The sequence below is a fragment of the Natronospirillum operosum genome (genome assembly GCF_004768465.1).
Taxonomy (GTDB): domain Bacteria; phylum Pseudomonadota; class Gammaproteobacteria; order Pseudomonadales; family Natronospirillaceae; genus Natronospirillum; species Natronospirillum operosum.
In genome coordinates this window covers 325,735-349,214 of record NZ_SRMF01000003.1, presented here as the reverse complement: position 1 = coordinate 349,214, position 23,480 = coordinate 325,735, and the positions used below count along the sequence as shown (strand labels likewise).

At 60.7% G+C, this 23,480-nt stretch carries 14 protein-coding genes; 5 read left to right on the top strand and 9 right to left on the bottom strand.

Annotated elements, in window-relative coordinates; genetic code table 11:
• Window positions 1-26: 26 nt before the first annotated feature.
• The 3 genes from chvE to E4656_RS10495 form a co-directional block, all read right to left on the bottom strand.
• Window positions 27-1,082 carry a multiple monosaccharide ABC transporter substrate-binding protein gene (gene chvE / locus E4656_RS10505; protein ID WP_205849166.1) on the bottom strand — a complete coding sequence of 352 codons (1,056 nt, stop codon included), beginning with the start codon at window positions 1,080-1,082 and terminating at the stop codon, window positions 27-29.
• 177 nt (window positions 1,083-1,259) lie between these two features.
• Window positions 1,260-1,481, bottom strand: coding sequence for a hypothetical protein (locus E4656_RS10500; protein WP_135483178.1), 222 nt, complete (start codon window positions 1,479-1,481; stop codon window positions 1,260-1,262).
• A 4-nt stretch (window positions 1,482-1,485) separates the two neighbouring features.
• Window positions 1,486-2,415, bottom strand: a complete 930-nt coding sequence (locus E4656_RS10495) for a LysR family transcriptional regulator (protein WP_135483177.1) — start codon at window positions 2,413-2,415, stop codon at window positions 1,486-1,488.
• Window positions 2,416-2,550: 135 nt separating this feature from the next.
• On the opposite strand from E4656_RS10495, the gene E4656_RS10490 reads away from it, so the two are divergent.
• Window positions 2,551-4,323 carry an ABC transporter transmembrane domain-containing protein gene (locus E4656_RS10490; protein ID WP_135483176.1) on the top strand — a complete coding sequence of 591 codons (1,773 nt, stop codon included), beginning with the start codon at window positions 2,551-2,553 and terminating at the stop codon, window positions 4,321-4,323.
• On the opposite strand, the gene E4656_RS10485 is transcribed toward E4656_RS10490, so the two are convergent.
• From E4656_RS10485 to cls, 3 genes are all read right to left on the bottom strand, one after another.
• Window positions 4,313-4,687 carry a hypothetical protein gene (locus E4656_RS10485; RefSeq protein ID WP_135483175.1) on the bottom strand — a complete coding sequence of 125 codons (375 nt, stop codon included), beginning with the start codon at window positions 4,685-4,687 and terminating at the stop codon, window positions 4,313-4,315. The genes E4656_RS10490 and E4656_RS10485 overlap by 11 nt on opposite strands.
• A 103-nt stretch (window positions 4,688-4,790) precedes the next feature.
• Complete coding sequence (locus E4656_RS10480; protein WP_135483174.1) at window positions 4,791-5,975, bottom strand: M24 family metallopeptidase; 1,185 nt, start codon at window positions 5,973-5,975, stop codon at window positions 4,791-4,793.
• A gap of 93 nt (window positions 5,976-6,068) precedes the next feature.
• Complete coding sequence (gene cls / locus E4656_RS10475; RefSeq protein WP_135483173.1) at window positions 6,069-7,511, bottom strand: cardiolipin synthase; 1,443 nt, start codon at window positions 7,509-7,511, stop codon at window positions 6,069-6,071.
• Between the two features lie 150 nt (window positions 7,512-7,661).
• Here cls and rarD point away from each other — a divergent pair, with 150 nt between their 5' ends.
• Window positions 7,662-8,555 carry an EamA family transporter RarD gene (gene rarD / locus E4656_RS10470; protein WP_135483172.1) on the top strand — a complete coding sequence of 298 codons (894 nt, stop codon included), beginning with the start codon at window positions 7,662-7,664 and terminating at the stop codon, window positions 8,553-8,555.
• Here the strand turns inward: rarD and E4656_RS10465 are convergent.
• Together E4656_RS10465 and E4656_RS10460 are read right to left on the bottom strand one after the other, a co-directional pair.
• On the bottom strand, window positions 8,552-9,838 hold the full coding sequence (locus tag E4656_RS10465) for a HipA domain-containing protein (RefSeq protein ID WP_167856022.1): 1,287 nt from the start codon (window positions 9,836-9,838) through the stop codon (window positions 8,552-8,554). The genes rarD and E4656_RS10465 overlap by 4 nt on opposite strands.
• Window positions 9,838-10,152: a helix-turn-helix domain-containing protein gene (locus E4656_RS10460; protein ID WP_135483170.1), complete on the bottom strand. Its 315-nt coding sequence runs from the start codon at window positions 10,150-10,152 to the stop codon at window positions 9,838-9,840. Before E4656_RS10460 ends, E4656_RS10465 begins: the two co-directional genes overlap by 1 nt.
• 175 nt (window positions 10,153-10,327) lie before the next feature.
• On the opposite strand from E4656_RS10460, the gene pyrC reads away from it, so the two are divergent.
• Complete coding sequence (pyrC, locus tag E4656_RS10455; protein ID WP_135483169.1) at window positions 10,328-11,368, top strand: dihydroorotase; 1,041 nt, start codon at window positions 10,328-10,330, stop codon at window positions 11,366-11,368.
• An 18-nt stretch (window positions 11,369-11,386) separates the two neighbouring features.
• On the opposite strand, the gene ilvD is transcribed toward pyrC, so the two are convergent.
• Window positions 11,387-13,063: a dihydroxy-acid dehydratase gene (gene ilvD, locus E4656_RS10450; RefSeq protein ID WP_135483168.1), complete on the bottom strand. Its 1,677-nt coding sequence runs from the start codon at window positions 13,061-13,063 to the stop codon at window positions 11,387-11,389.
• Between the two features lie 327 nt (window positions 13,064-13,390).
• Here ilvD and E4656_RS10445 point away from each other — a divergent pair, with 327 nt between their 5' ends.
• Window positions 13,391-15,082: a ShlB/FhaC/HecB family hemolysin secretion/activation protein gene (locus E4656_RS10445; RefSeq protein ID WP_167856021.1), complete on the top strand. Its 1,692-nt coding sequence runs from the start codon at window positions 13,391-13,393 to the stop codon at window positions 15,080-15,082.
• A 79-nt stretch (window positions 15,083-15,161) separates the two neighbouring features.
• Window positions 15,162-23,465 carry a two-partner secretion domain-containing protein gene (locus tag E4656_RS10440; RefSeq protein WP_135483166.1) on the top strand — a complete coding sequence of 2,768 codons (8,304 nt, stop codon included), beginning with the start codon at window positions 15,162-15,164 and terminating at the stop codon, window positions 23,463-23,465.
• The last annotated feature ends 15 nt before the right edge of the window (window positions 23,466-23,480 follow it).

Genomic DNA, 23,480 nt, shown 5'->3' with positions numbered 1-23,480 from the left:
GCCCGGTCAGCGACCGCGGAGTGGTGTTATCGAATCTGCTCAGCGGTGTAGTAACCGCTGTCAATCAGCACAGATTCCCAGTTGGTGGCATCCACCGGCACGGGTTCCAGCAGGTAGGACGGGACCACCTTGACCCCGTTGTCATAGGTCTCGGTGTCATTGATTTCCGGCTCGCCGCCTTCCAGCAGGGCCTGCACCATGCCGACCGTTACGCGGGCCAGTTCACGAGTGTCCTTGAAGATGGTGGAATACTGCTCGCCGTCAATGATGGCCTTGACGGAAGGAATCTCGGCATCCTGACCGGTGACGATGGGCATCGAGCGATCATCGCCATAGCCGACACCGCGCAGGGAAGACAGGATACCGATGGACAGACCGTCATAGGGCGACAGCACACCGTGGATTGTACGATCGGTGTAGTGCGCGGACAGCAGGTCATCCATCCGGGCCTGGGCACGGGAACCGTCCCAGCGCATGGTGCCGACGATGTCCATACCGGACTGACCGGACACCACCACCAGCTCGCCGTCATCAATCATGGGCTGCAGTACGGACATGGCGCCGTCATAGAAGAAGTAGGCATTGTTGTCGTCGGGCGAACCGCCGAACAGCTCAATGTTGTAGGGTCCATCACCGCTTTCCTGCAGGCCCTGCACCAGAGACTCGGCCTGTTGCACGCCCACCTGGAAGTTGTCGAAGGTGGCATAGTAGCTGACGTGCTCACTGTCACGGATCAGGCGGTCATAGGCGACAATCTCGATGCCGGCTGCTGCCGCATTTTCCAGTGCGTTGGACAGGGTCGTGCCGTCGATGGCGGCAATCACGATGGCATCCACGCCCCGCACGATCATGTTCTCGACCTGCGACACCTGATTGGGAATATTGTCTTCTGCATACTGCAGCACAGTCTGGTAACCGGCGTCCTCGAACTGCCGGACCATCGACTGGCCGTCGGAAATCCAGCGTGATGAAGACTGGGTGGGCATGGCGATGCCGACAAAGCCTTCGGCCATGGCCACATTGGCAGTCATGATCAGCGAAGCGCCGACAAGGGCACTACAGATCTTCTTGGGTGTAATCATTGTATTTCTCCTTCCGCACACCCCTTGCCAGAGCTGTATGATTCAGCCGACTGGCAAAAAGGCCGTTGTTGTATTTGTTGTGCTTGGTCGGTCCCGTTGGGAACACTCGCATCGTCTGCCAATGCCACATAACATTCAAATAAGAATAATGACGACCTTTATAGCATTTTTGACATGTCAGTCTGTTTTGCTGTTCTGGTCTTGGTCCTTGTCCTCGCTCTGATCCGGATCAAAGCGGATAAACAGGGTCCAGACCACGTAGGCCGTCACCAGGGTCGCCAGGCCGGACCAGAAGCCCGGCCCACCCCACCACTCCAGGCCGGACCAGACAATACAGACCAGCAGAATCAGAATGCGTCGGTTCAGCGGGCGGAAAAACGCCTTGTCTCTCGGTGTCATACAATCACCTCTTCAGTTCCTCAAGAATCAGGGTGCGCAGTCGGTCAGCCAGCGGGGGCAACTGCCGGCCTTTCATCTGCAGCAGGTAATAGGGGGTCATGACGATTTCGGTTTCTATGGGCAGGGCCACCAGCCGGGCATTCACCGGGCGGCTGGTCAGCAGGTCGGACACCTCACTGGCCATGGGCGCTATGGCATCTGAAGACACCAGCAACCCCATGATGGCCAGCAGCGAGGTGGTATTGACCACACTGCGCGGCAGCTCGGCCCCCACCTCCAGAATGGCGGCCTCCACCGCCTCCCGTATGGGCGCGCGATGGCTCTGCATGACCCAGTCATAGGGCGCCAGATCGCGCAGCGAGACCCTGTCGTGCACCAGCAGCGGATGATCCGCCCGCACCACAAGCCGTACCGTCTCGGTGCGGCCGGGATAGATGTCGAACTCGCTGAAGTCATGGTTGCGCGGCACCCGCGCCAGCACGAAATCCGCCTGCCCGGCCATCAGGGTCTCCACCAGCACAGCGCTGGTGTCCACATCGATGTCGATCTCGGTCTCCGCCACTTCCCTTTTCAGTGCATTCACGGCCGGTATCACATAGCCCACAGCGGCTCCGGTCACGGCGCCGATACGAATGGTGCCCATGCCGCCCTGCTTGAGGTATTCCACCTCGCGTGACAGCGCATTGAGTTCCGACAGGCTGTTGTGGGCCCGCCGGGCGATGGCCATACCGACCTCGGTCAGCACCATGCCCTTGGCATGGCGGGTACAGATCGGCGCGCCCACTCTGTGCTCAATGTCCGCCAGCATGCGGGAAGCCGCCGGCTGGGTGATCGACAGGGCCGCCGCTGCCCGACCCAACTGGCCGTGCTCGGCCACTGCCGCGACCAGACGCAACTGATTCAGCTTGAGGTGCTTGACGAAATCGACATCCATGAGCCGACACCTCCATAACATATTGGCTATATAGATGGGCGGTTACGTTACCAGAATAATATGATCATGCCATCTGTCCATGCGGTGAGCACTCTGCAGTAACTGCCCGCATACAGCCTCTGGTATGCTGCGCGCATGTCCAATCAAACCGACCCCCGTCTGCTGCTTCGGCTGACCCGCATGCTGCTGCCCTATCGCGGCCGTCTGGCCCTGGCCGGCCTGGCGCTGCTGGTAGCAGCCAGCACAGTGCTGATACTCGGCCAGGGGCTGCGCCTGGTCATCGACCAGGGTTTCATGGCCGCCGATGCGGCCGCCCTGCGCCGCACGCTGCTGGGCCTGCTGGCCGTGGTGTCAGTGCTGGCGGCTGCATCGGCCTGTCGCTATTATCTCGTGACCTGGATCGGCGAACGCCTGGCGGCGGATCTGCGTCAGCAGGTGTTCGAACATCTGCTGTCTCTTGAGCCCGCCTTCTTCGAGCGGGCCGACCAGCCGGGCCAGGGCGCCGGTGAGATCGCCTCCCGACTGACCGCCGACACCAGTGTTCTGCAGACGCTGTTCGGCTCTTCCATCTCCATGGCCCTGCGCAGTCTGGTCATGCTGCTGGGCGCCATCGCGCTGATGCTGGTGACCCAGCCCTGGCTGGCGGCGCTGGTGCTGCTCGGCATTCCGGCCACATTGCTGCCCATCGTCTGGTTCGGGCGCCGGGTACGCCGGCTGTCGCGCACCAGTCAGGACCGAGTCGCCGAGCTCGGCCGTTACGCCACCGAAGCCCTGACCGGCATTCGCACCGTGCAGGCTTTCACCCACGAAGCCCAGGAACGCAGCCGCTACCATCAGCGCGTGGATGAAGCCTTCGCCAGTGCGCTGCTGCGCACCCGCCAGCGAGCCTGGCTGACCGGGGCGGCGATGATAGTCGTGTTTGCAGCGGTGGGACTGATGCTATGGCAGGGCGGCATGGCGGTATTGCAGGGCACCATGAGTGCCGGTGAGCTGTCGGCCTTTGTATTCTATGCCGTGCTGGCGGCCGGTTCGGTGGCCACGCTGGCGGAAGTGGCCGGTGATGTACAGCGCGCTGCAGGCGCCGCCGAACGGTTGCTCGAACTGCTGGATGCCGAGCCCGTGATCAGATCGCCCGCCAACCCCAGGCCTCTGCCTACGCCGGTACGCGGGGCCTTGGCATTTCAGGGCGTCTGCTTTACCTACCCGGGCAGGGAACAGCCGGCGCTGGCAGGGCTGGATTTCAGCATTACGCCCGGCGAGCGACTGGCTATTGTCGGCCCGTCCGGGGCCGGCAAGAGCACATTACTGGGTCTGCTGCAGCGTTTTCACGATCCGGACCTGGGGCTAATTACCCTTGATGGCTGCGACCTCAGAGAGCTGGACCCCAGCGCTCTGCGCTCGGTGATGGGGCTGGTGGCACAGGAGCCGGTGCTGTTCAGTGGCAGCGTGGCACACAACCTGCGCTACGGCGATCCGGAGGCATCGGCAGCAGCACTCAGAACCGCTGCTGCAGACGCCAATGCGCTCGAATTCATAGAACAGCTGCCACAGGGGTTCGATACCGAGCTTGGGCCCAATGGCATTCAGCTTTCGGGCGGTCAGCGCCAGCGCATTGCCATTGCCCGGGCACTGTTGAAAGACCCGACCATTCTGTTGCTGGACGAGGCGACCAGCGCCCTGGATGCACGCAGCGAACAACTGGTGCAGCAGGCACTGGACCGCCTGATGGTGGGCCGTACCAGCCTGGTGATTGCGCACCGGCTGGCGACCGTGGTGGCGGCTGACCGGCTGCTCGTGCTGGACGGTGGCTCAGTGATGGCCACCGGCACTCACACGGAACTGCTGGCCAGCAGCCCGTTGTACCGCCATCTGGCGGAACTGCAGTTCGGCCAGAGCGCTACTCCATGAAGCGCAGGCCGTATTTCTCCTGCTGTCCGCTGGCGACGTTGAACCGCACCCGCTGCACCTCGCCGGTGCTTTCGCGCGTCGCTTCGATGCGATAGGCACCTTCATCCAGATTCACCATCAGCCAGGGGCCGGTAGAAGTGGTTTCCAGCAATACATCACCATTGCCGTCGGTCAGGCGCACCTCGACCCCAGCGAGGAAAGAACCGCTGCGCTCGAAGAACTCGAAAGTGGTGTTGTAGTCCGTCGGTGCCTCGGCGCGCGCTTCGGAACCCACGCCACCGCTCCAATAGTCCAGCGCCGCGGCAGGCAGAGCCAACGCCAGCGCCAACAGTCCTGTACTGGCCAATTGCATCAGTGTTTTCATCGCTCTACTCCTTCATCTGCTCAATGGACCGAAGCAGACTGCCCGGTCCGCTTTACTACTGTAAATATAGTACGCAACGGCGATTTCTGCCGCCTGAACAAGCCTACTTGACGAAGAGTTTGCGTGGAAAATCACACAGTAGCTCCACCCCGGTTTCGGTGATCAGAATGCTCTCCGTAATCTCGATGCCCCAGTCGTCCTGCCAGATGCCGGGCATGAAATGAAAGGTCATGCCTGGCCTGAGTTCGGTCTCGTCGGAAGCCCGCAGACTGGAGGTGCGCTCGCCCCAGTCCGGCGGGTAGCTGACCCCGACCGGATAACCACAGCGCGCACCCTGGCGGTTGATCCCGTACTTGGCCATGGTGCCATCCAGTGCATTGGCGATGTCGCAGGTTCGATTGCCCGGCTTGGCCTGCGCCAGGCCGGCATCAATGGCTTCCAGCAGAGCCTTTTCGGCATTGAGAAAGCGCTGGCTGGGCTTGCCCATATAGAGGGTGCGCGACATAGGGGCATGGTAGCGCTTGTAGCAGCCGGACACTTCGAAGAAGGTGCCCTCATTGGCGCGGAACGGCCGCTCATCCCAGGTGATATGCGACGCCGAAGCTTCCTTGCCGGAAGGCAGCAGCGGCACGATGGAGGGGTAGTCGCCGCTGTAGCCATCAACACCGGCGATAGCGGTTTCATAGATCTGCGACACCACAAAGCTCTTGGGGATGCCGACCCGGGCCACGTCCAGAATGCGCTGGTGGATCTTGGAGGTGATGCGCCCGGCAATCCGCATGAACTCGATTTCCTTGGGCGATTTCACCGCCCGGCACCAGTTCACCAGGTTGTGGCTGTCGACAAAGCGCGCCTCGGGCAGCATCAGCCGCAACGACCGATGGGCATCGGCCGTGTAATAATAGTTGTCCATTTCGGTGGCAATGGTGGCACCCGCCCAGCCCTTCTCGATAAAGATATGCTCGGCCAGCCAGCTCATGGGGTGTTTCTCGAGGTTCTGTACATATTCCTCGGGATAGCTGCAAAGATTCTCGCGGCTCATGAAGCAGCGCAGCAGGGCGGCGCTTTCATCCATACGCCGGCCGAACCAGATGGGCTCTTCCTGATCCACATGCAGAATCACGCCCTGATGCACATAGAATGACCAGCCGTCATAGCCGGTCAGCCAGTTCATGTTGCCGGGGTCGGTCACGATCAGGATATCAACTTTGCGCGTACGCATTTCCCGGCGGACCTTTCTGACCCGCTGTACATATTCTTTCTTGGTAAACGCGAGTTTTGCCTTCATCCGGCGACCTCCTTTTTTTGCCCGACGCCCGGCCAATTTGACCGACAACAAGGCCGCATTTACCCACAAAACAACAGGCCCGGCAATGGGTGGCTAGAGCAACGGACTGAGGAAGAACAATATTCGTTCCATTATGCGGTGACGGTGGGGCCGTTTGGCCCATATATCGGCCTCCAGACGCTGACTTCGGTACCGATAGTCGTCCAGACATTCCACAATCAGTTCGCAACTGGCCGGCGTGAACAGCACCATCGACAATTCATAGTTGAGCTGCAGACTGCGGGCATCCAGATTCACACTGCCCACCAGCGCCAGTTCCCGGTCTACCATCAGCGCCTTGGTATGCAACAGCCCGTCATCAAACCAGTAAATCCGCACGCCCAGCGCCAGCAGCGTCTCGAAATAGGACTGACTGGCCCACTGCACCAGCCGCAGGTTGCTGCGACGGGGCACAATCAGATCGACCTGCACCTGCCGTCTGGCCGCGTGACAGAGCGCATCGAACAGCTCCTCGGAAGGCACGAAATAGGGCGTGCAGATTTCAATGCGGTGATTGGCCCGGTACACGGCAGCCAGGACGGCCTGTTCGATCAGATCCTCCCCGACGCCCGGGCCAGACGGCAAAACCGACAGCCACTCCTGGCCCTGCGGTTCGGCGTCGGGCGGCGCCACCCCGCGCCGCTGCTCGGTTTCCACCTCCCAGTCCCAGGAGAACACCCGCGACAGCGCCTGCGCGGCCTGACCTTCAAAACGCAGCATCACATCCACCCACTGGCCCACGCCCTGGTCCTGCTGAAAGCAGGCCGGGTCGGCCATGTTCATGGAGCCGGTGTAGGCCAGATGATGATCAATCACCACCAGTTTGCGGTGCAGGCGCAGATCCAGACGGCGGAACAGGAAGCGCCACAAATGCACCGGCAATGCCGGAGTGACTTCCATGCCGGCGGCCAGCATCTGACGATAACGCCGGGAGCGGAAGAAGCTGCGACTGCCTGCGTGATCTATCAGAATTTCCACCCTGACCCCGCGTGCGCAGGCTCGCTCCAGCGCGGCCATGGCTTCGTCGACCTTGCCGCCCGGGTACCAGATGAAAAACTCCATGCAGATATTCCGTTCCGCCGCGTCGATATCAGCAATCAGGCGGCTGAATATGTCTTCCGGCGTGGTCAGCAGTTCCAGGCGCTGACAGGACAGGGCACAAAGCCCAGTCAGGTTCTGCAGCAACCGATGGATGGCCAGCGCCGCTTCACCACCAGGCAGATTGCGCGTGGCTTCAACGCCATAGCGGCTGCGATCATCCAGGTACTCGCGACTCATGGCAATGGTCAGGGCTTCGCGGCGACGGCCCAGCGACAGCTCCCCAATCAGCACATAGGCCAGCACACCTGCTATCGGCACGGCCAGTATTACCAGCAGCCAGGCCAGGGTGCTGGACACGGGCCGTCGGCGCATCAGCACCCGAATGACCACACTCAGGGTAACCAGCCAGTAAGCGGCCGTGACCAGGGCTGACATGATGGGGAAGCTGTCACTCATTTCGGTGTCGTCATCCTTGCCGCAAGAGGACTCTCAATAGTAGTCGGCAGCCGGGGCAGCGTGAAGCGGGCAGGCGCTGAGTTCGGCAATTGCCACAAGACCTGCCCCGCCGACTTCGGTTACACTCGGCGCCTGATCGCAGAGGGACTCATGCAAACCGACACTACCGAAGCCGCCAAGGGCGTCCTCTTTGGCCTGACCGCCTATACTCTCTGGGGCAGCTTTCCGCTCTATTTTGCCCTGTTTGATGGTATTCCCGCCTGGGAGGTACTGATCCACCGTGTGGTGTGGTCCTGTGTCTTCCTGGCCTTCGTGATTACGCTGCTGCGGCGCTGGGGGCCGGTCAGGGCCGCGCTGGCCGAGCCCAAAAAACTGGGTTTCGTGCTCGCCTGCGCCCTGCTGATTGCGCTCAACTGGCTGGTCTATATCTATTCGGTCAGCACGCGTCATGTGCTGCAGGCCAGCCTGGGCTATTTCCTCACGCCACTGGTCAATGTGGCCCTGGGCATGATCATACTGCGCGAAACCATCACCCGGCTGCAGGCCATTGCCGTGCTGCTGGCGGCGCTGGCCATCCTGTACCAATTGGTGCTGCTGGGCATCTTCCCCTGGATCACGCTGGTGCTGGCGTTTTCGTTCGGCACCTATGGGCTGATGCGCAAGAAGGTCCTGCTGGATGGCCTGTCCGGGCTCTTTGTCGAGACCCTGCTGCTGCTTCCGGTCGGGCTGCTGGCCCTGGCCTGGATGAGTGCGGCCGGCCTGTCCAACTTCACCAATGACAGCCAGACCCTGCTGCTGTTGCTCTCTGCTGGTGTGGCCACCGCCCTGCCGCTGCTGGCCTTTGCCGGCGCAGCCCGACGCCTGCGCCTGGCCACCGTGGGTTTCCTGATGTACATCAACCCGACACTGCAGTTCCTGATCGCGCTGTTCGTGTTCAACGAACCGCTGAGTTCAGGCGTACTGGCCAGTTTCGTGGTGATCTGGATTGCCCTGGCGCTGTACTCCTGGTCCGCCTGGACCGGCCGGGCCGCAGCGGTGCGCTAACCCAGCGCCTGCAACACCCACCGACAACGCCGTTCAATCATCCTCAGCAGCTCATTGTGCACCGGGTGTCGGTGATGCCGGTGCTGAAAGTCTGCCAGCGCCTGCTGCGCGTGATCGGGCAACGCGCTTGCCATGGCCCGGACACGATCCAGCAACGCTCGTGCCGGCACACCCAGATCAGAAGCAAAGGTCCGCCAGGCCTGTATACCGATACGCTCCGGCGTGTATTGCCCGCCTACGGCAAGCGCCATTTCACGCGCATAGCGGGCACCGCCCACCCGATTGATATACTCGATACTGATCAGATCATAGAAGGGCGTCAGTGATGGCACACTGGAATCGGTCTGATACAGCAACGCCAGATTCTTCGCATGGCCGTCCCAGTTGCCGATCAGAACGTTGAATATCTGCCAGTCGCGCAACTGTGTCACCGCATTCACAGGACGATCAACCGACTCCCGCAGCAAGGTGACAATATCCGCCATTGAGGGGCCACCCTCATACTCATATTTCAGACTGCTGGGATAAGCCAGAGCCTGAGTCAGGTCCTCCTGATGCAGACGCTGCATCCCGCCGGACGCCGGGTCCTGGAGACGGTCGTAGCGCTCCAGCATCAGGTAGGGCTGCGGCGGCTGGCCGGGAGCCGCAGACTCCGGCAGCACACAGTAGTCAACTGCAACCGTCGGCAACCCCAGAGATCCGGCTATCCGGGTGGCCATATACTCGGCAAAACAGACATGCGGCACGGTCTCGAACTTGACCAGATGGGTAGACGGCAAGGCAGCATTGGGCAGCCGATATCCTGCCCGGTCCTGCACGATGGTGAACTTTTCCTGGGCCCCGGCCAGCGAAAACCGTTGCCGCCGCTCAGATCTGAAAGGTGACCGGGCTCCCCGGGTCAGGATCATCTGCTGGAAGTCCTCCGGCGACAGACTCTCTGCAGCGCTGGCTTCTGCCTCAGGTGTGATGCCGTCCGGCAGCACGCTCAGGGCGCCTGCACAATCCCCACCTATGGCCAGCAACAGGCCTGCGTCATCATCGCTGTTCAGCCCCAACTGCCGACAGACCCGAAGGCGGGTTTCGCCCTCCGGCAGCAAGCCGGAGAAATAGCTGTGCGCGTCCTGTTCCTGCTCGCCCAGCGCCACCGGCAGGCTGATCGATACCGCAAAGCCGCCCCGTTTCAGCCAGCTCCGGTCATAGCGAAAACGCAGCAGCCGGTGCTGATCCTCACGCAGGGTGCCGACACGCTGATTACCCCACCATACCGTCCCCGTGGCTGTCATCAGTTGCTGCCTCCCCGGAACCGATCTGAAGCCTGCGCCAGCAGACGACTGGCATCGCGACGGCTGAAGATGAGGCATTCCAGCCCCAGTATCTGCAATGCTGTCATGACCTTGGCCAGAGACACGTTCGGCTTGCCGCGCTCAAACTCGGACAGAAAGCGCATGGACAACCCCGAGGCGGCATGAACATCGTGCAGTGTCATGCCCTGCTCTTTTCGGGCCGCACGAAACAGTTGCCCCAATGCTGCCGGCGAGCGCACGGCGCCATAGGCTGGCAAGCCATTTTTTTCCCGATTCGTAAAACCTGCTGTCATTGGCACGAACGCCCGCAATTTTTTCACGAACTGGAAATATAGCAAACAACCAGTCCAATGGCAGCATTATTTTCACGAACTGGAAACTCGCGAACTCGGACACCTGCTTGTTTCAGCCTTGACGCAGCCTGTTACACTGTAACCCTCCATGATCAGCTCTCACAGGCAACAATACATGCAGACACTCACCCTTCAGACGCCGGATGACTGGCACCTGCACCTGCGCGACGGCGACATGCTGCAGGAAACCGTGCCGGCCACGGCGCGCTGTTTCCGCCGTGCCATCGCCATGCCCAACCTGGCCCCACCGGTGCGCAATGCCGAGGAGGCCCTGGCCTACCGCGACCGCATTCTGGCCGCCCGTCCCGAGGGCTCGTATTTTGAGCCTCTGTTGACCCTGTATCTGACCGACCACACCACACCGGAAGACATTGCAGCGGCCAGTGCGGCGGGCATACCGGCGGTTAAGCTATACCCCGCCGGCGCCACCACCAACTCGGCCTTCGGGGTGACCGACCTGCGCGGCCGCTACCCGGTACTGGAAGCCCTGCAAAAGCACGACATGCTGCTGCTGATTCATGGCGAGGTCACCGATGCCCATATCGACATCTTCGACCGCGAGAAAGTCTTTATTGATGAAAAGCTGAAGCCGGTCACCGAACAGTTCCCGGACCTGAAGGTAGTGTTCGAACACATCACTACCAGGGAAGCTGTGGAGTTTGTCGAGAGCACCACGGCCCGCGTCGCCGCCACCATTACGCCGCAGCATCTGATGCTGAACCGCAATGACATGCTGGTCGGTGGCATCCGCCCCCACAACTACTGCCTGCCGGTGCTCAAGCGCAACATCCACCAGCAGGCGCTGCGCCAGGTGGTGGCCAGCGGGTCGCCGAAGTTCTTTCTGGGCACGGATTCAGCGCCGCACGTCAAGGCGATGAAGGAAACCGCCTGCGGCTGTGCCGGTTGCTACAGCGCCTGGGCCGCCATCGAGCTGTATGCCCAGGTATTCGATGAGCTGGAGGCACTCGACAAGCTCGAAGGCTTTGCCAGCCACTACGGGCCGGACTTCTACGGCCTGCCGCGCAACACCGGCACCATCACCCTGGCCCGCCAGGAATGGACGGTGCCGGAGAGCATCACCCTGGCAGACGGCCAGCCGATCGTGCCGTTCATAGCCGGCCAGCCGGTGCAGTGGAAACTCGTCGAGCCCCTCTGACACCGGCCGTCTGCGGGCTCAGTCGCGGTCGGTGACCGCCCCTTCCGAGGCGGAACTGACCGTACGGGCATACTTGGCCAGCACGCCCCGGCGATACCGCGGCTCGGGGCGCTGCCAGGCCTGGCGCCGCCGCTCCATTTCGGCGTCGTCGATCTCCAGCCGCATTTCGTTGCTTTCGGCATCAATGGTGATGGTGTCACCATTCTCGATCAGACCAATGGGGCCGCCCTCGTAGGCTTCCGGTGTCACATGGCCGACCACAAAGCCGTGGCTGCCCCCCGAGAAGCGGCCATCGGTAATCAGCGCCACGGAATCACCCAGGCCCCGCCCCATGATGGCCGAGGTCGGGCTCAGCATTTCGCGCATGCCCGGACCACCGCGCGGACCTTCATAGCGAATCACCACCACATCACCGGCCGTTACGGTACCGTCGATAATGCGCGCCTGCGCCTCCTCTTCGGAATGGAACACCCGCGCCGTACCGGAAAAGCGCGTGCCCTCCTTGCCGGTAATCTTGGCCACCGCGCCGGTGGGCGCCAGGTTGCCGTACAGGATGCGCAGATGGCTGTCCTTCTTGATCGGGTCGTTGAGAGCGTGAATGATGTCCTGGCTGTCCGGGTAGGGCGCCACCTCGGCGAGGTTCTCGCGCAGCGTCTTGCCGGTTACCGTCATGCAGTCACCATGCAGCAGGCCGGCCTCCAGCAGCATCTTCATCAGCGGCTGAATGCCGCCAATGGCCACCAGCTCCGACATCATGTATTGACCGCTGGGTCGCAGGTCCGCCAGCACCGGCACGCGCTGGCCGATGGTGGTGAAATCATCCAGCGTCAGGTTGACCTCCATGGTGTGCGCCATGGCCAGCAGATGCAGCACGGCATTGGTCGAGCCGCCGAGCGCAATGACGACGGTAATGGCATTCTCGAACGCCTCCCGGGTCATGATGTCGCTGGGCTTGATGTCCTGTTCCAGCAACTGCAGAACGGCCTGCCCGGCGGCCTGGCAGTCCTGCACCTTGGTATCGTCCACGGCATTCTGCGCCGAACTGCCGGGCAGGCTCATGCCCATGGCCTCGATGGCCGAAGCCATGGTGTTGGCCGTGTACATGCCACCACAGGAGCCGGCACCGGGAATGGCCTTTTCTTCCACCGCCTTCAGTTCGATCAGGTCGATATCGCCCTTGGCGTGCTGGCCCACGGCCTCGAACACCGACACGATATCGGTGTGATCCGCGCCCGGCTTGATGGTACCGCCGTAGACGAACACCGACGGCCGGTTGAGCCGCGCCAGCCCCATCACACAGCCCGGCATGTTCTTGTCACAGCCGCCGATGGCGACCAGGCCGTCAAAGCCCTCGGCCCCGGCTGCGGTCTCGATGGAGTCGGCAATGACCTCGCGCGACACCAGGGAGTAACGCATGCCTTCCGAGCCCATCGAGATGCCATCCGACACCGTGATGGTATTGAAGATGACACCCTTGCCACCGGCGCTGTCCGCACCCCGGCTGGCCTCTCGGGCCAGGCCGTCAATGTGCATGTTGCAGGGGGTCAGGTTGCTCCAGGTGGAGGCAATGCCGATCTGGGGTTTGCGAAAGTCTTCATCGGAGAAACCGACGGCCCGCAGCATGGCGCGCCCCGGCGCGCGGCCGGCACCATCCACCACCTGGGAAGAGTATTTGCGACGTTGATCCTGAGTCATGATGCAACCTGTTGTCTGAATTATTGATTCGCGTTATCGGGAGGCCACAGGCTACCACAACCGACAAGCAACGCCGACTGGACCTTGCATGGTCAAAAAATGTCGACTACGTCACAAAACGGAATCAATCTCCGGCAAACGGCAAAAAAGCTTTTGTTCAATTTCTGATCTCGGTGTATTTAAAAGGCGTGTTGCCACTGGATTCAGGGATCGCACCAGCGGACGGGTAGGCAACACACCTTAATGGATTGAAGGGAAGGGACACAGGTGGTCAGTTACCACTGCGTGGAGCGAAGTACCCTTAAAGGCCTGATGATGAAGGGGCGCATGCCCTCATTCAACCTGGCTTGCTGGATGTTGCTGGCCTTTTTTCTGCTCGGCAGCAAGAGCCTCGCCCAGAGTTCTGACGAACAACGCGCGCTGGAAGAACAGCGCCGCATAGAAGAACGACAACGGCAGCAACGGGAGCAGTTCGAACCTTCTCCCGATATCCGGTTTGAACTGCCTGACCGCCCTCCCGTTGCCGAGCCCACCGAAGAAACCGCCTGCTTCCCCATAGAACACATAGAGCTCGATGCACCTGACCTGCGCCCATTCCGCAGACTGGAACGCCAGGTGCAAGGCATGCTGGAACAGCCCAACTGTATCGGCGCCCAGGGCATAAACCGCATTATCAGTGAAGCGCAGAACGAGCTGATTGCCGCCGGTTTTGTCACCAGCAGAATTGTTGCCGAACCACAGGATCTGACCACCGGCGTACTGACACTTACCCTGCTGCCGGGCTACCTGGACGAAATCATTTTCGATGATGATGTCCCCGGCCGCGCCACCTACTGGAACGCCGTACCGGTACCGCACCACGGCATACTGAACCTGCGCGATATCGAGCAGGGGCTGGAAAATTTCAAGCGCGTACCCTCGGTGGACGCCAATATCGAGATCACGCCTTCCGAGATACCGGGCCACAGTGATCTGGTCATTCAGTGGGAGCAGGCTCGCCCCGTGCGGCTGACCCTGACGCTGGATGACACCGGCAGCACCTCGACCGGCAAATACCAGAGCAGTGCCACCCTCAGCTATGACCCCTACTGGGCGTTCAATGACCTGTTCTATGTGACCTACAACCGGGCCATCGCCGGCTTTGATGACGGCGACCGCGGCTCGCAGGGCATCAGCGGGCACTATTCGGTGCCCTTCAGGTACTGGCTGTTTGCGGTCAATGCCGGCTACAACGAGTACCTGCAGACCATATCCGGCGCGGTGGAAGACTACGAATACAGCGGCCAGAACACGAACCAGAGCCTGCGTGTGTCCCGGCTGATTCACCGCAATGCCCGGCACAAGACCACGGTGCACTTCAACACCAGCACCCGCCAGTCCAGAAACTTCATCAACGATGTGGAGATTCGGGTGCAGCGCCGCAACACCACCGCCTTCGAACTGAACCTGGAGCATCGCGCCTTTCTCGGGCCGGCCACGGTTGACGTGACGGTCGGGCATATCTGGGGGTCCAGAGCCCTGGGTGCTACGCGCGCGCCGAAAGAAGCCACCGGCGAGGGCGAGACACGCAAGCGTGTGGCAACGCTCGATGGCAGCGTCCGCGTGCCCTTCAGCACCGGCAACGCCCACTGGACCTACAGCGGCCGCATGCGAGCACAGTACAACCTGAACGACCTGATTCCTCAGGACCGGTTCAGTATCGGCGGCCGCTACAGCGTGCGCGGCTTTGAAGGCGGCAACAGCCTGAGCGGCGAACGCGGCGCCTACCTGCGCAACGAACTGAGCCTGCGCCTGCCGCGCGTGCCGCACCAGCCCTTCCTGGCGCTGGATGGCGGCATTGTGGGCGGTGCCGGCGCAGATGATTTTCCCGATTCGACGCTGATCGGATTGGCAGGCGGCCTGCGGGGCGCCTTGTTCGGTATCCAGTATGACACCTTCGCCAGCCTGCCACTCAGCTATCCGGATGAGTTGGACGCAGGTGACGCTGTCTATGGATTTCAGTTAACGCGGACGTTCTGAGTGGCGTCCATTACAGGGAAACATTATTCGCGGCCACAATCACGCAAGACGGCTGCGGAAAGTGTGAAGGAGTAATGTCATGAACCGTAACTGTTACCGTGTCATATTCAACGCCGCACGTGGCCTGCTCATGGTGGTCGGAGAAGTTGCCAGCTCGGGTGACCGCGCGCGAGGGGCCAGCGGGCCACGCGTCAGCAAGGGTGCAGCCGGCCATGCATTACAGGCCCTGGGTTCCCTGAAGGCATGCCTGCTCATCGTGGTGGGCAGTACCTGGATGCTCACCGCCCAGGCAGAAATCGTGGCTGACCCCAACGCCCCGACCTCGGTGCGGCCTGTAGTGACGGAAACGGCCAGCCAGACCACCCAGGTCAACATCACGGCGCCCAGTTCCGGTGGCGTTTCGCGCAACCTCTACCGGCAGTTTGACGTGGATTCCAACGGCGTCATTCTGAACAACAGCCATCAATCAACCCAGACTGAGCTTGCCGGCTGGATTGAAGGCAACAGCGCCCTGCAGCAGCGGCGCGCCAGCATCATTCTCAACGAGGTGAACAGCTCCGATCCCTCCCTGCTGCAAGGCTATATCGAGGTGGCCGGCCAGCGGGCAGAAGTCGTGATCGCCAACCCTTCGGGCATTCAGGTGGATGGCGCCGGGTTTATCAACGTTTCCAATGCCACCCTGACCACCGGCCGACCGGTGATGCAGGGCGGCCACCTGGACCACTACCGGGTGACCGGCGGCACCATCGCCATCAATGGCAATGGTCTGGACAGCACTCAAACCGATTACACCCAACTGATAGCCCGCACCCTGGATATCAATGCCGGCATCTGGGCCAATGATCTGTCCGTGATCTCGGGGGCCAATGAAGTCGACGCCACCAGCCTGGACGCCACCGCCCTGGCACTGAACGACGGCAGCACCGGCACCCAGGGCGCCTCCATCGATGTGGCCGCGCTCGGCGGCATGTACGCCGGCAAGATCTTTCTGGTGGGCACCGAACACGGGGTTGGCATTCACAACCATGGCACCCTGGCCGCCAGCAGCGGCGATGTGGTGATCACCGAAGACGGCCAGTTGCTCAATGCCGGTACCATTCAGGCCGAACAGGGCTCTGTGGACCTGACCGCAGACACCTTGACGAACAGCGGTGAGATTGCCGCCGAGTCGGCGCTGATCTCCCGCGTCGACACCCTGGACAATACCGACGGCGCCCTGCTGACCAACCGGTTCGACATCGAAACCGAAACACTGCTCAACACCGATGGCACCCTGCAGCAACTGGGCAGCCGCACACTGGAACTGACACTGGCCGCCGTCGACAACAGCGACGGTTGGATCGGTCAGCTGGAAGCGGAAAACGATGAGGAGCAGGATCTTGACCTCACCGTGCCGGACGATATAGAGCCCCCCACCGGTGACGGCACCCCCGACGCCGAGCCAACCACCGCATCGGACCCGGCCACCACCGAACCGCCGCAGGCCGGCAGCATCCAGGTCACCGGCCTGACCGACAACCAGGGTGGCACAATATCAAGCACCGGCCGCATGGACCTGACGGCAGAAACACTGGACAACAGCCAGGGTGAGGTACAGCTCAACAGCCTGACCATGGAAGGCCTCTACCTGCACAACGCAGACGGTGTCATACACACGCAGCAGGCCGAACTGGAGCTTGTGGAGTGGGACAACAGCGAAGGTCTCTTTGAAGCCGGCGACCTGATTGCCCAACTGGATTCGCTGCGCAATGATGACGGCGACATCCGGGCCGACAACCTCGAACTGGATATCGACAGCCATTTCCGCAACGCCGGTCGCCTGGAAGCCGGAGACAGACTGGTGCTCAACACCCGCAACCTGACCAACCAGGTTGAAGGCGAGATCAACGCCGGTGAAACCAACATCACTGTTGACCAGACCCTCACCAACCGCGGCCTGATCGACGGCGAACAGACCTACATTGACGCCGCCACCCTCACCAACATCGGCACCGGCCGCATCTATGGCGACCACGTCGGCTTGCAGGCCGGGCAACTGAACAACTTCGCCGAAACAGAAAACGGCGAAACCCACACCGGCACTGTCGCCGCGCGCAACTGGCTCGACATCGGCGCCACCCGTGTGGACAACGCCGACGGCTCCACCCTGATGAGCCTGGGCGGCCTCTCCATCGGCGGCAGCCTGGATGAGAACTATCAGGCCACGGGCGCTGCTGAACGTGTACTCAACCGCAGTGCGCGCATCGAAAGCCATGGTGACATGTTTATTACCACGGATCGGTTGGTGAACCGGGATGACTATCTGGACTATGAGATCCGTGAACTTGAGCGATACAGTGAAACCGTTAATCTGAACAAACACGATTATCGCCAGTACACGGTGAGGGTCAATGGCGCAGTCATAACCTCTCAGAAGCGTGCTGAAATCATCAGCGGCGGTAATCTCACCATAGATGGTCGAGATATTGTTAATCATGACAGCCATATTCTGGCGGGCGAAACCCTCTCACTGGTAAACAAACAAATTGACAATCGCTCAACCGAGGTGGCAGTAACCATCACCCACAACGGCACCTACAGGTGGCGTGAGCGCTATTGGCGATGCAGGGGCCCATTCGGCACCTTTTGCAGCAGAAAAACCAGATGGCACAACGACAGCTACAGCAAAACGTTCAATGTTACTGATACTCTGGAAGCTTATCGCTCTGAGTCCAACGCTCAGGTCAATCTGGAAGGCGCTGTGGACGCGCGTATGGAGTTGGACGGGACTGCCGGCGAAGCACCCTCCCTGGCCCAGCTGACCACCAGCGGTCTGTTCCAGCCCCTGCCGAACACCTCAGCAGGCTACCTGATTCAGACCGACCCGGCGTTTGCCAACTACAACACCTGGCTCAGCTCCGACTTCATGCTGGCGGCCATGGGTATCGGCGGCGACAGTGCCCCGCTGCGCCTGGGCGACGGTTTCTATGAGCAGCAACTGATTACTCAGCAGATCATCGCCCAGACCGGGCAGCGTTACCTGGGTGACTTCACCGACAACAACACCCAGTACCAGAACCTGATGACAGCGGGCGTCACCTTTGCCCAGGAGCAACAGCTGCGCCCGGGCATCGCCTTGTCTTCCGCCCAGGTTGAAGCCCTGACCACAGACATAGTCTGGCTCGTGGAACAGGAAGTGACACTGCCCGACGGCAGGGTCGAGACCGTTCTGGTACCCAAGGTCTATGCCGTGGTCAGGGAAGGCGATCTGGATGCCCATGGCGCCTTGCTGGCGGGCCGCAATGTCAATATTGATATTGACGGTGAATTCAACAACACCGGCACAGTGCAAGCGACGCAATCGGTTCAGGTGAACGCCGAAGAGATCAACCATGAAGGCGGGGACATTGCCGGCGCCCAGGTCCGGCTTTCCGCCGATGAAGACATCAACATCATCGGCGCCAGTGTGCAGGCGGAAGACCTGCTGGCCCTGGATGCCGGCAATGACCTGAATGTCATCACCACCACAGCCCAGGGCCAGGGCACCTATGAGCGCACCTACACCAACCCGTTCGCAGCGTTCAATGGTCGCCCGGCAGAAACTACCGCCCAGATTGGCACCATTGAGAGCCAGATCATCGACCAGTACGCGGGTCTGACAGTGCGAAACGGCAATGGCGAGATTATTGCCAGGGCAGGCAATGACATCAACCTGACTGGCGCCGAGGTAGACAGTGCTGGTGATATCCACATGGAGGCCGGAAACGATCTGAACCTGAGCACAGTCACCGAAAGCTCCAGTGATTCCATCAGCACCCGCAGAACCGATATCGCCAACGAATCCCGCCGCGATGCAGGAACGCAAATCACCGGTGGTGGCAACATCACGATGCTGGCAGGCAATGATTTCCGGGCAACAGCGGCTGACGTGCAGGCAGGGAAAAGCCTGATGATTGAAGCCGAAGAGGGTAACGTGGAGATCCTGGCTGGGGTGGACTATTCGTCCAGTGCCAAGGAAACCTCCTACAGCAATGGCCTGTTTGGTCCCAGCGGCAGTAACAGCTCAGAGCAGCGCAGTCAGCAGGCCATCGGCTCCAGTTTTTCCGCCGGTGGCGATTTTGTCATTCAGGCCGGTGAACAGGTCACGATCCAGGCTTCAGACCTGAGTGCCAGTGACACCTTGCTGGTTTCGGCAGACGACATTGTCATTACTGCCGCAGTTGATGAGACCTATAACCGTCAAACGTCGGAACAGACAACCACCTTCAGGAACAGGACCCGAGATGAGGGTGCAATAGAACAAACCGCCGCCGGCAGCAGCTTGAGCGGCAACGATATCCAGTTGCAGGCCAACAACAGGGTGAATGTCACCGCCTCTACCCTGGATGCCGACAACAACCTGATGGTCGGCAACCTGGAAGTCGAGCAGAACGCAGATGGCAGCTTCAGTGCCGTGAATGGAGAAGGCACACCGGATCAACTCGTGGTTGGTTCACTGGAGCTGACCAACGAAGACTGGAAACACAAGACCGAAGAGTTGCGCGGCGTGGCCAGACTTGCAGCCACCGCTGTCGCGCATGTCGGCGGCTATTTGAGTGATGACTTCGAGGTCACCATCGCTTCGTCCAGCAGTGAACAGAATACCTCCACTACCCAGCACGGCAGCAGCCTCAATGCCGGCGGCAACATGATTCTGGCCGCAGAAAGCCAGGTCGACATCATTGCCAGTGACATCACCACCGAGGGTACGGCCATTCTTTCGGCCAACAACGTCAACGTGCTGTCCGCCGAAGAAACCCAGGTTTCGGAAACCTCCACAAGCGAAACCACAGTGGCTGGCACAGGCGCCTACTTTGACAAGGACAACGCCGAGCTGACCGTGGCTGGCCTCGAATTTACCGAGGAAACCGTTACCGAGCGCCAGACCGCCACCACGCACCAGGGCAGCAGCATCAGCGCTGGCAACCTCATCATGCTGGCCGATGAGAACATCAGCATCCTCGCCAGCAACATCGATGTGGAAGGGCAAGCCGTTCTGCAGGCGGAGCAGGATGTCATCGTCGGCGGTCACCAGGCGACCGTCACTGATGAGGTGGAAACCCAGACCGAGACCACCACCATTACCGCCGGTGTTCGTAACGCCTATGTGGATGCCTACCAGGCGACAGGCGCCTATGCAGACGCCTATTCCGCCCTGGAAGACGCCAACAGCGCTTACAAGGATGCTCAAAAGAGGTATGAGCGCGGTGAACTGACTGAGTCAGCCCTGCGGGACTACGAAATCAATCTGGCAGCGGCAGCAGCAGGCATGGCACAGGCACAGCTCGCCGTCGGCAGCGCCGCAGCGGGTGCGGCTGCATCAGCCGCCACCGGCGGCACCGGCTTCTACGGCAGTGTGAATGCCCAGCATTCGCAGAGCAGCAGCCTCGACCAGACAACCCAGAACCACTGGCAGGGTTCCAGCATCAACGCCGGCAGCCTGGTCGTCAGCGGTGAGAACGCCATCTTCCAGGGCAGCGACATCACTGCCGGCCTGGCCAGCCTCAACAGCACCAATACGCTGATTACCGCCGGCCAGGGGTCCAGCACCAGCAGCAGTGAGTCCAACAGCGCCTCGGCCAGTGCCAACTACAGCACGCGAGGCCCCATGGGAGGCACTCTGGGGGCCAACACCTCCGAGAGCGAAAGCACCAGCACCTGGAACGTCAACAGCCGCTTCAATGTCGGCCATCTGGAGAGCAACAGCGACACCTTCACCCTCTCGGGCGCTGAGGTCACGGCCAATACCGCCAACCTGGATGTGGGTCACCTCACCATCGAAAGCCTGCAGGACACCCACAGCAGCAGCAACCGGAGCGTCGGGGGCAACCTCGGAGTGGGTAACGGTGAGCGCATCCTTGGCGCAGGTAACGCCGGGCTCAACAGCGTTGGCGTGAATGCGGGCTCCGGTGCCAGTGAACACCAACAGGTCGGCAGTCAGACTCACCTGATCGTCGCCGACGGCGAAAACAGCCAGGTCAATGCCGACCACACCACACTGGCCGGTGGTCTGATCGCCAACGCCACCCGGGATGAAGACGGCAACCTGGTCGACCACGGCCAGCTCAACTTCAGCACCAACACCCTCACAGTGGCGGACATCGACAACCACAGCCAGGACCAGCAGTCCGGCTTTGGCATGAACGTAGGGAACTCAAGCACCAACGTCAGTGTCCAGAACTATGGTCATGTTACCGAAGGCATGACACTGGCCACCCTGGGCCAGGGCAATGTTCAGGTGAACGGCGAGACGCTGGCAGACAGCGACACCCCCAACGGTCTGAACCGCGATCTCGGCAATGCTCAGGTCACCACCCTGGATCTGCAGACCGCCGGACTGGATGCCGGCGTAACCGTTGACTATCGACTGGTGAGCAGTGAAGGCCGAAGTGAGATAGTGGCTGAACAGCTTGGGCTGGCGGGGAACACCCTGGCCGCCGGCGCGGGTGCTGTAGCCGATGTGGCTCGGGTGACGGCTGCCGCAGGCAGCGTGGTGGAACTCGATATCAACCAGACCACCAACGCCTGGAACACCGCCGGTCAGGGTCAGGCTCTGGCCTACCACGAAGGCGGCCAACTGGCCGGCCTGGTTGAAGGCATGCGCGAGGGCGACATCGAGGATGGCTTTGTTCTGCAGGACGGTCTGGCCGAGGTCGACCAGTTCCTCAACCAGACCGATGACGAACGGGTTCGTGTCACCGAGGGTGCCACCAACTCCAACGGCAATGCCGTCTACGGTGCCGCCCATCAGGACAGCAACACCCTGTTCGTCGATATCGACGGCGAGCGCATCGGCAGCCTGGTCAACACCGTTGCCCACGAAGGCATGCACCTCAATGGCGCCGGCGAGATCAACGCCACCGTCACCGGCTACATGACCGACCTAGCCTATCGGGCCAATGCCTACGCTAATCGCGATGCGATAGACAGCCACCGCCCTGCCCCGGTGGCCATCCAGAACCCAGCGGCCCATCAGCAGTTGCTGAGCGGAAACCAGGCGCTGTTTGCCGAGTTGGAGCAACGGGATGATCTGGAGTTCAGGCAACTGAACGCTACGGAAATTGATCTCGTCCAGCTCAATACAGAAACCTACGCACGGCAACAAGGGTACTGCCAGGATACCCAGTGTTCGCCTGAAGCCCTGCAACAAGCCGGTACAGAGCTTCGATTGGAAGCCCTGAGACGCGTAGACGCCACCTATGCCGAACATGGAGAAGAAAATCCAAACGCTGGCGAGTTCCTGAATGAGCTGGGTGCCGGTTCAGCCATAGACGGCAGCGATCAACTTCTGTTTGCCGAGGACCGTCACTACAGCGACAGCTATGTCAGTCAGGAGCATATGGCGGACGCTGAATTGATCGCGTACGTATTGCGAGCCGACGATGTACCGGAAGATATGAAAACGGCAGTGCTCCAGAGCATCCTGGCCTCTACCGGCAGCGGATGGGGTCAGGAACAACTGGTGGAGTTGTTTACCGACAGCGACCTCAAAGCTCAGGTTACAGACACACTGCCGTTATCAGGTTTTGGAGGGCAAGAACCTCTCCTCTACAGCACCATAGTGGCTGAGGCAATTGCTGGCGACATCACTCGACTGAATGATCAGATCGCCGTACTGCAGGACAATCTGGCCGATTCAAATCATCGCGGTACTGAGCTGGGGCTCATGGAAGAAGGCCAGTTGTGGAATCTCATGGCCGCCCGCAATATGCTGCAGCAGGAAGGCGGTGCTGAGCCCGCCACAGAGTTGATGGGAACCATGTTCAACCATGAGGCTCTGGGCGGCGGGAGCATGCTGTTGTTCCTGGGCGAGGAACTGGCGGACCGATCTCGACTGGCGAGCCTTGGACCGCAGTTGCGGGGTGATGCTAGGCCTACGGCAAGGGCTAGAGAAGGCGATTCAAACAATGAGCCTGATTTATTCTCAGCATCTAGAGATATAGATTTATCCACCTTAAGTAACAAGCAAGTAGGAAATCTTGGCGAGGAAATATCAAGAGAGTTTTTGCGACAGAACAACCACACTGATATTATAACAATACAAAATGCTAGTGGGAATGGCATCGACATTATTAGCCGAACGCCAGATGGACGACTTTCCTTTTTTGAGGTTAAGGCATCAAGGACAGGAAATGTTGGCAATCTGTCCGATCGACAACGTAATATGACAGAGTTCGTAGAGGATGTGTTGACTCAGGCTGTAGATGGCACTGGCCGCTATAGAAGTCTAAGTACGGCAGATCGAGAGTTTTCTGAAACTGCGCTCCGGGAGTTCAGAAGGAACCCAGAAAGCGTAAGCAGTAATTTAATCGGGGTCGACTTGCAATCTGAGACATTGCGCGTATCACCTTGGAGTATAGACTAGTGCAACCAAGAGGCC

Coding starts and splice junctions, on each gene's coding strand:
- E4656_RS10445 (WP_167856021.1), top strand. CDS start 13,391: ATGCCCTCATTCAACCTGGCTTGCTGGATGTTGCTGGCCTTTTTTCTG.
- pyrC (WP_135483169.1), top strand. CDS start 10,328: ATGCAGACACTCACCCTTCAGACGCCGGATGACTGGCACCTGCACCTG.
- E4656_RS10500 (WP_135483178.1), bottom strand. CDS start 1,481: ATGACACCGAGAGACAAGGCGTTTTTCCGCCCGCTGAACCGACGCATT.
- E4656_RS10485 (WP_135483175.1), bottom strand. CDS start 4,687: ATGAAAACACTGATGCAATTGGCCAGTACAGGACTGTTGGCGCTGGCG.
- cls (WP_135483173.1), bottom strand. CDS start 7,511: ATGAGTGACAGCTTCCCCATCATGTCAGCCCTGGTCACGGCCGCTTAC.
- ilvD (WP_135483168.1), bottom strand. CDS start 13,063: ATGACTCAGGATCAACGTCGCAAATACTCTTCCCAGGTGGTGGATGGT.
- chvE (WP_205849166.1), bottom strand. CDS start 1,082: ATGATTACACCCAAGAAGATCTGTAGTGCCCTTGTCGGCGCTTCGCTG.
- E4656_RS10440 (WP_135483166.1), top strand. CDS start 15,162: ATGAACCGTAACTGTTACCGTGTCATATTCAACGCCGCACGTGGCCTG.
- E4656_RS10465 (WP_167856022.1), bottom strand. CDS start 9,838: ATGACAGCCACGGGGACGGTATGGTGGGGTAATCAGCGTGTCGGCACC.
- E4656_RS10480 (WP_135483174.1), bottom strand. CDS start 5,975: ATGAAGGCAAAACTCGCGTTTACCAAGAAAGAATATGTACAGCGGGTC.
- rarD (WP_135483172.1), top strand. CDS start 7,662: ATGCAAACCGACACTACCGAAGCCGCCAAGGGCGTCCTCTTTGGCCTG.
- E4656_RS10460 (WP_135483170.1), bottom strand. CDS start 10,152: ATGACAGCAGGTTTTACGAATCGGGAAAAAAATGGCTTGCCAGCCTAT.
- E4656_RS10495 (WP_135483177.1), bottom strand. CDS start 2,415: ATGGATGTCGATTTCGTCAAGCACCTCAAGCTGAATCAGTTGCGTCTG.
- E4656_RS10490 (WP_135483176.1), top strand. CDS start 2,551: ATGTCCAATCAAACCGACCCCCGTCTGCTGCTTCGGCTGACCCGCATG.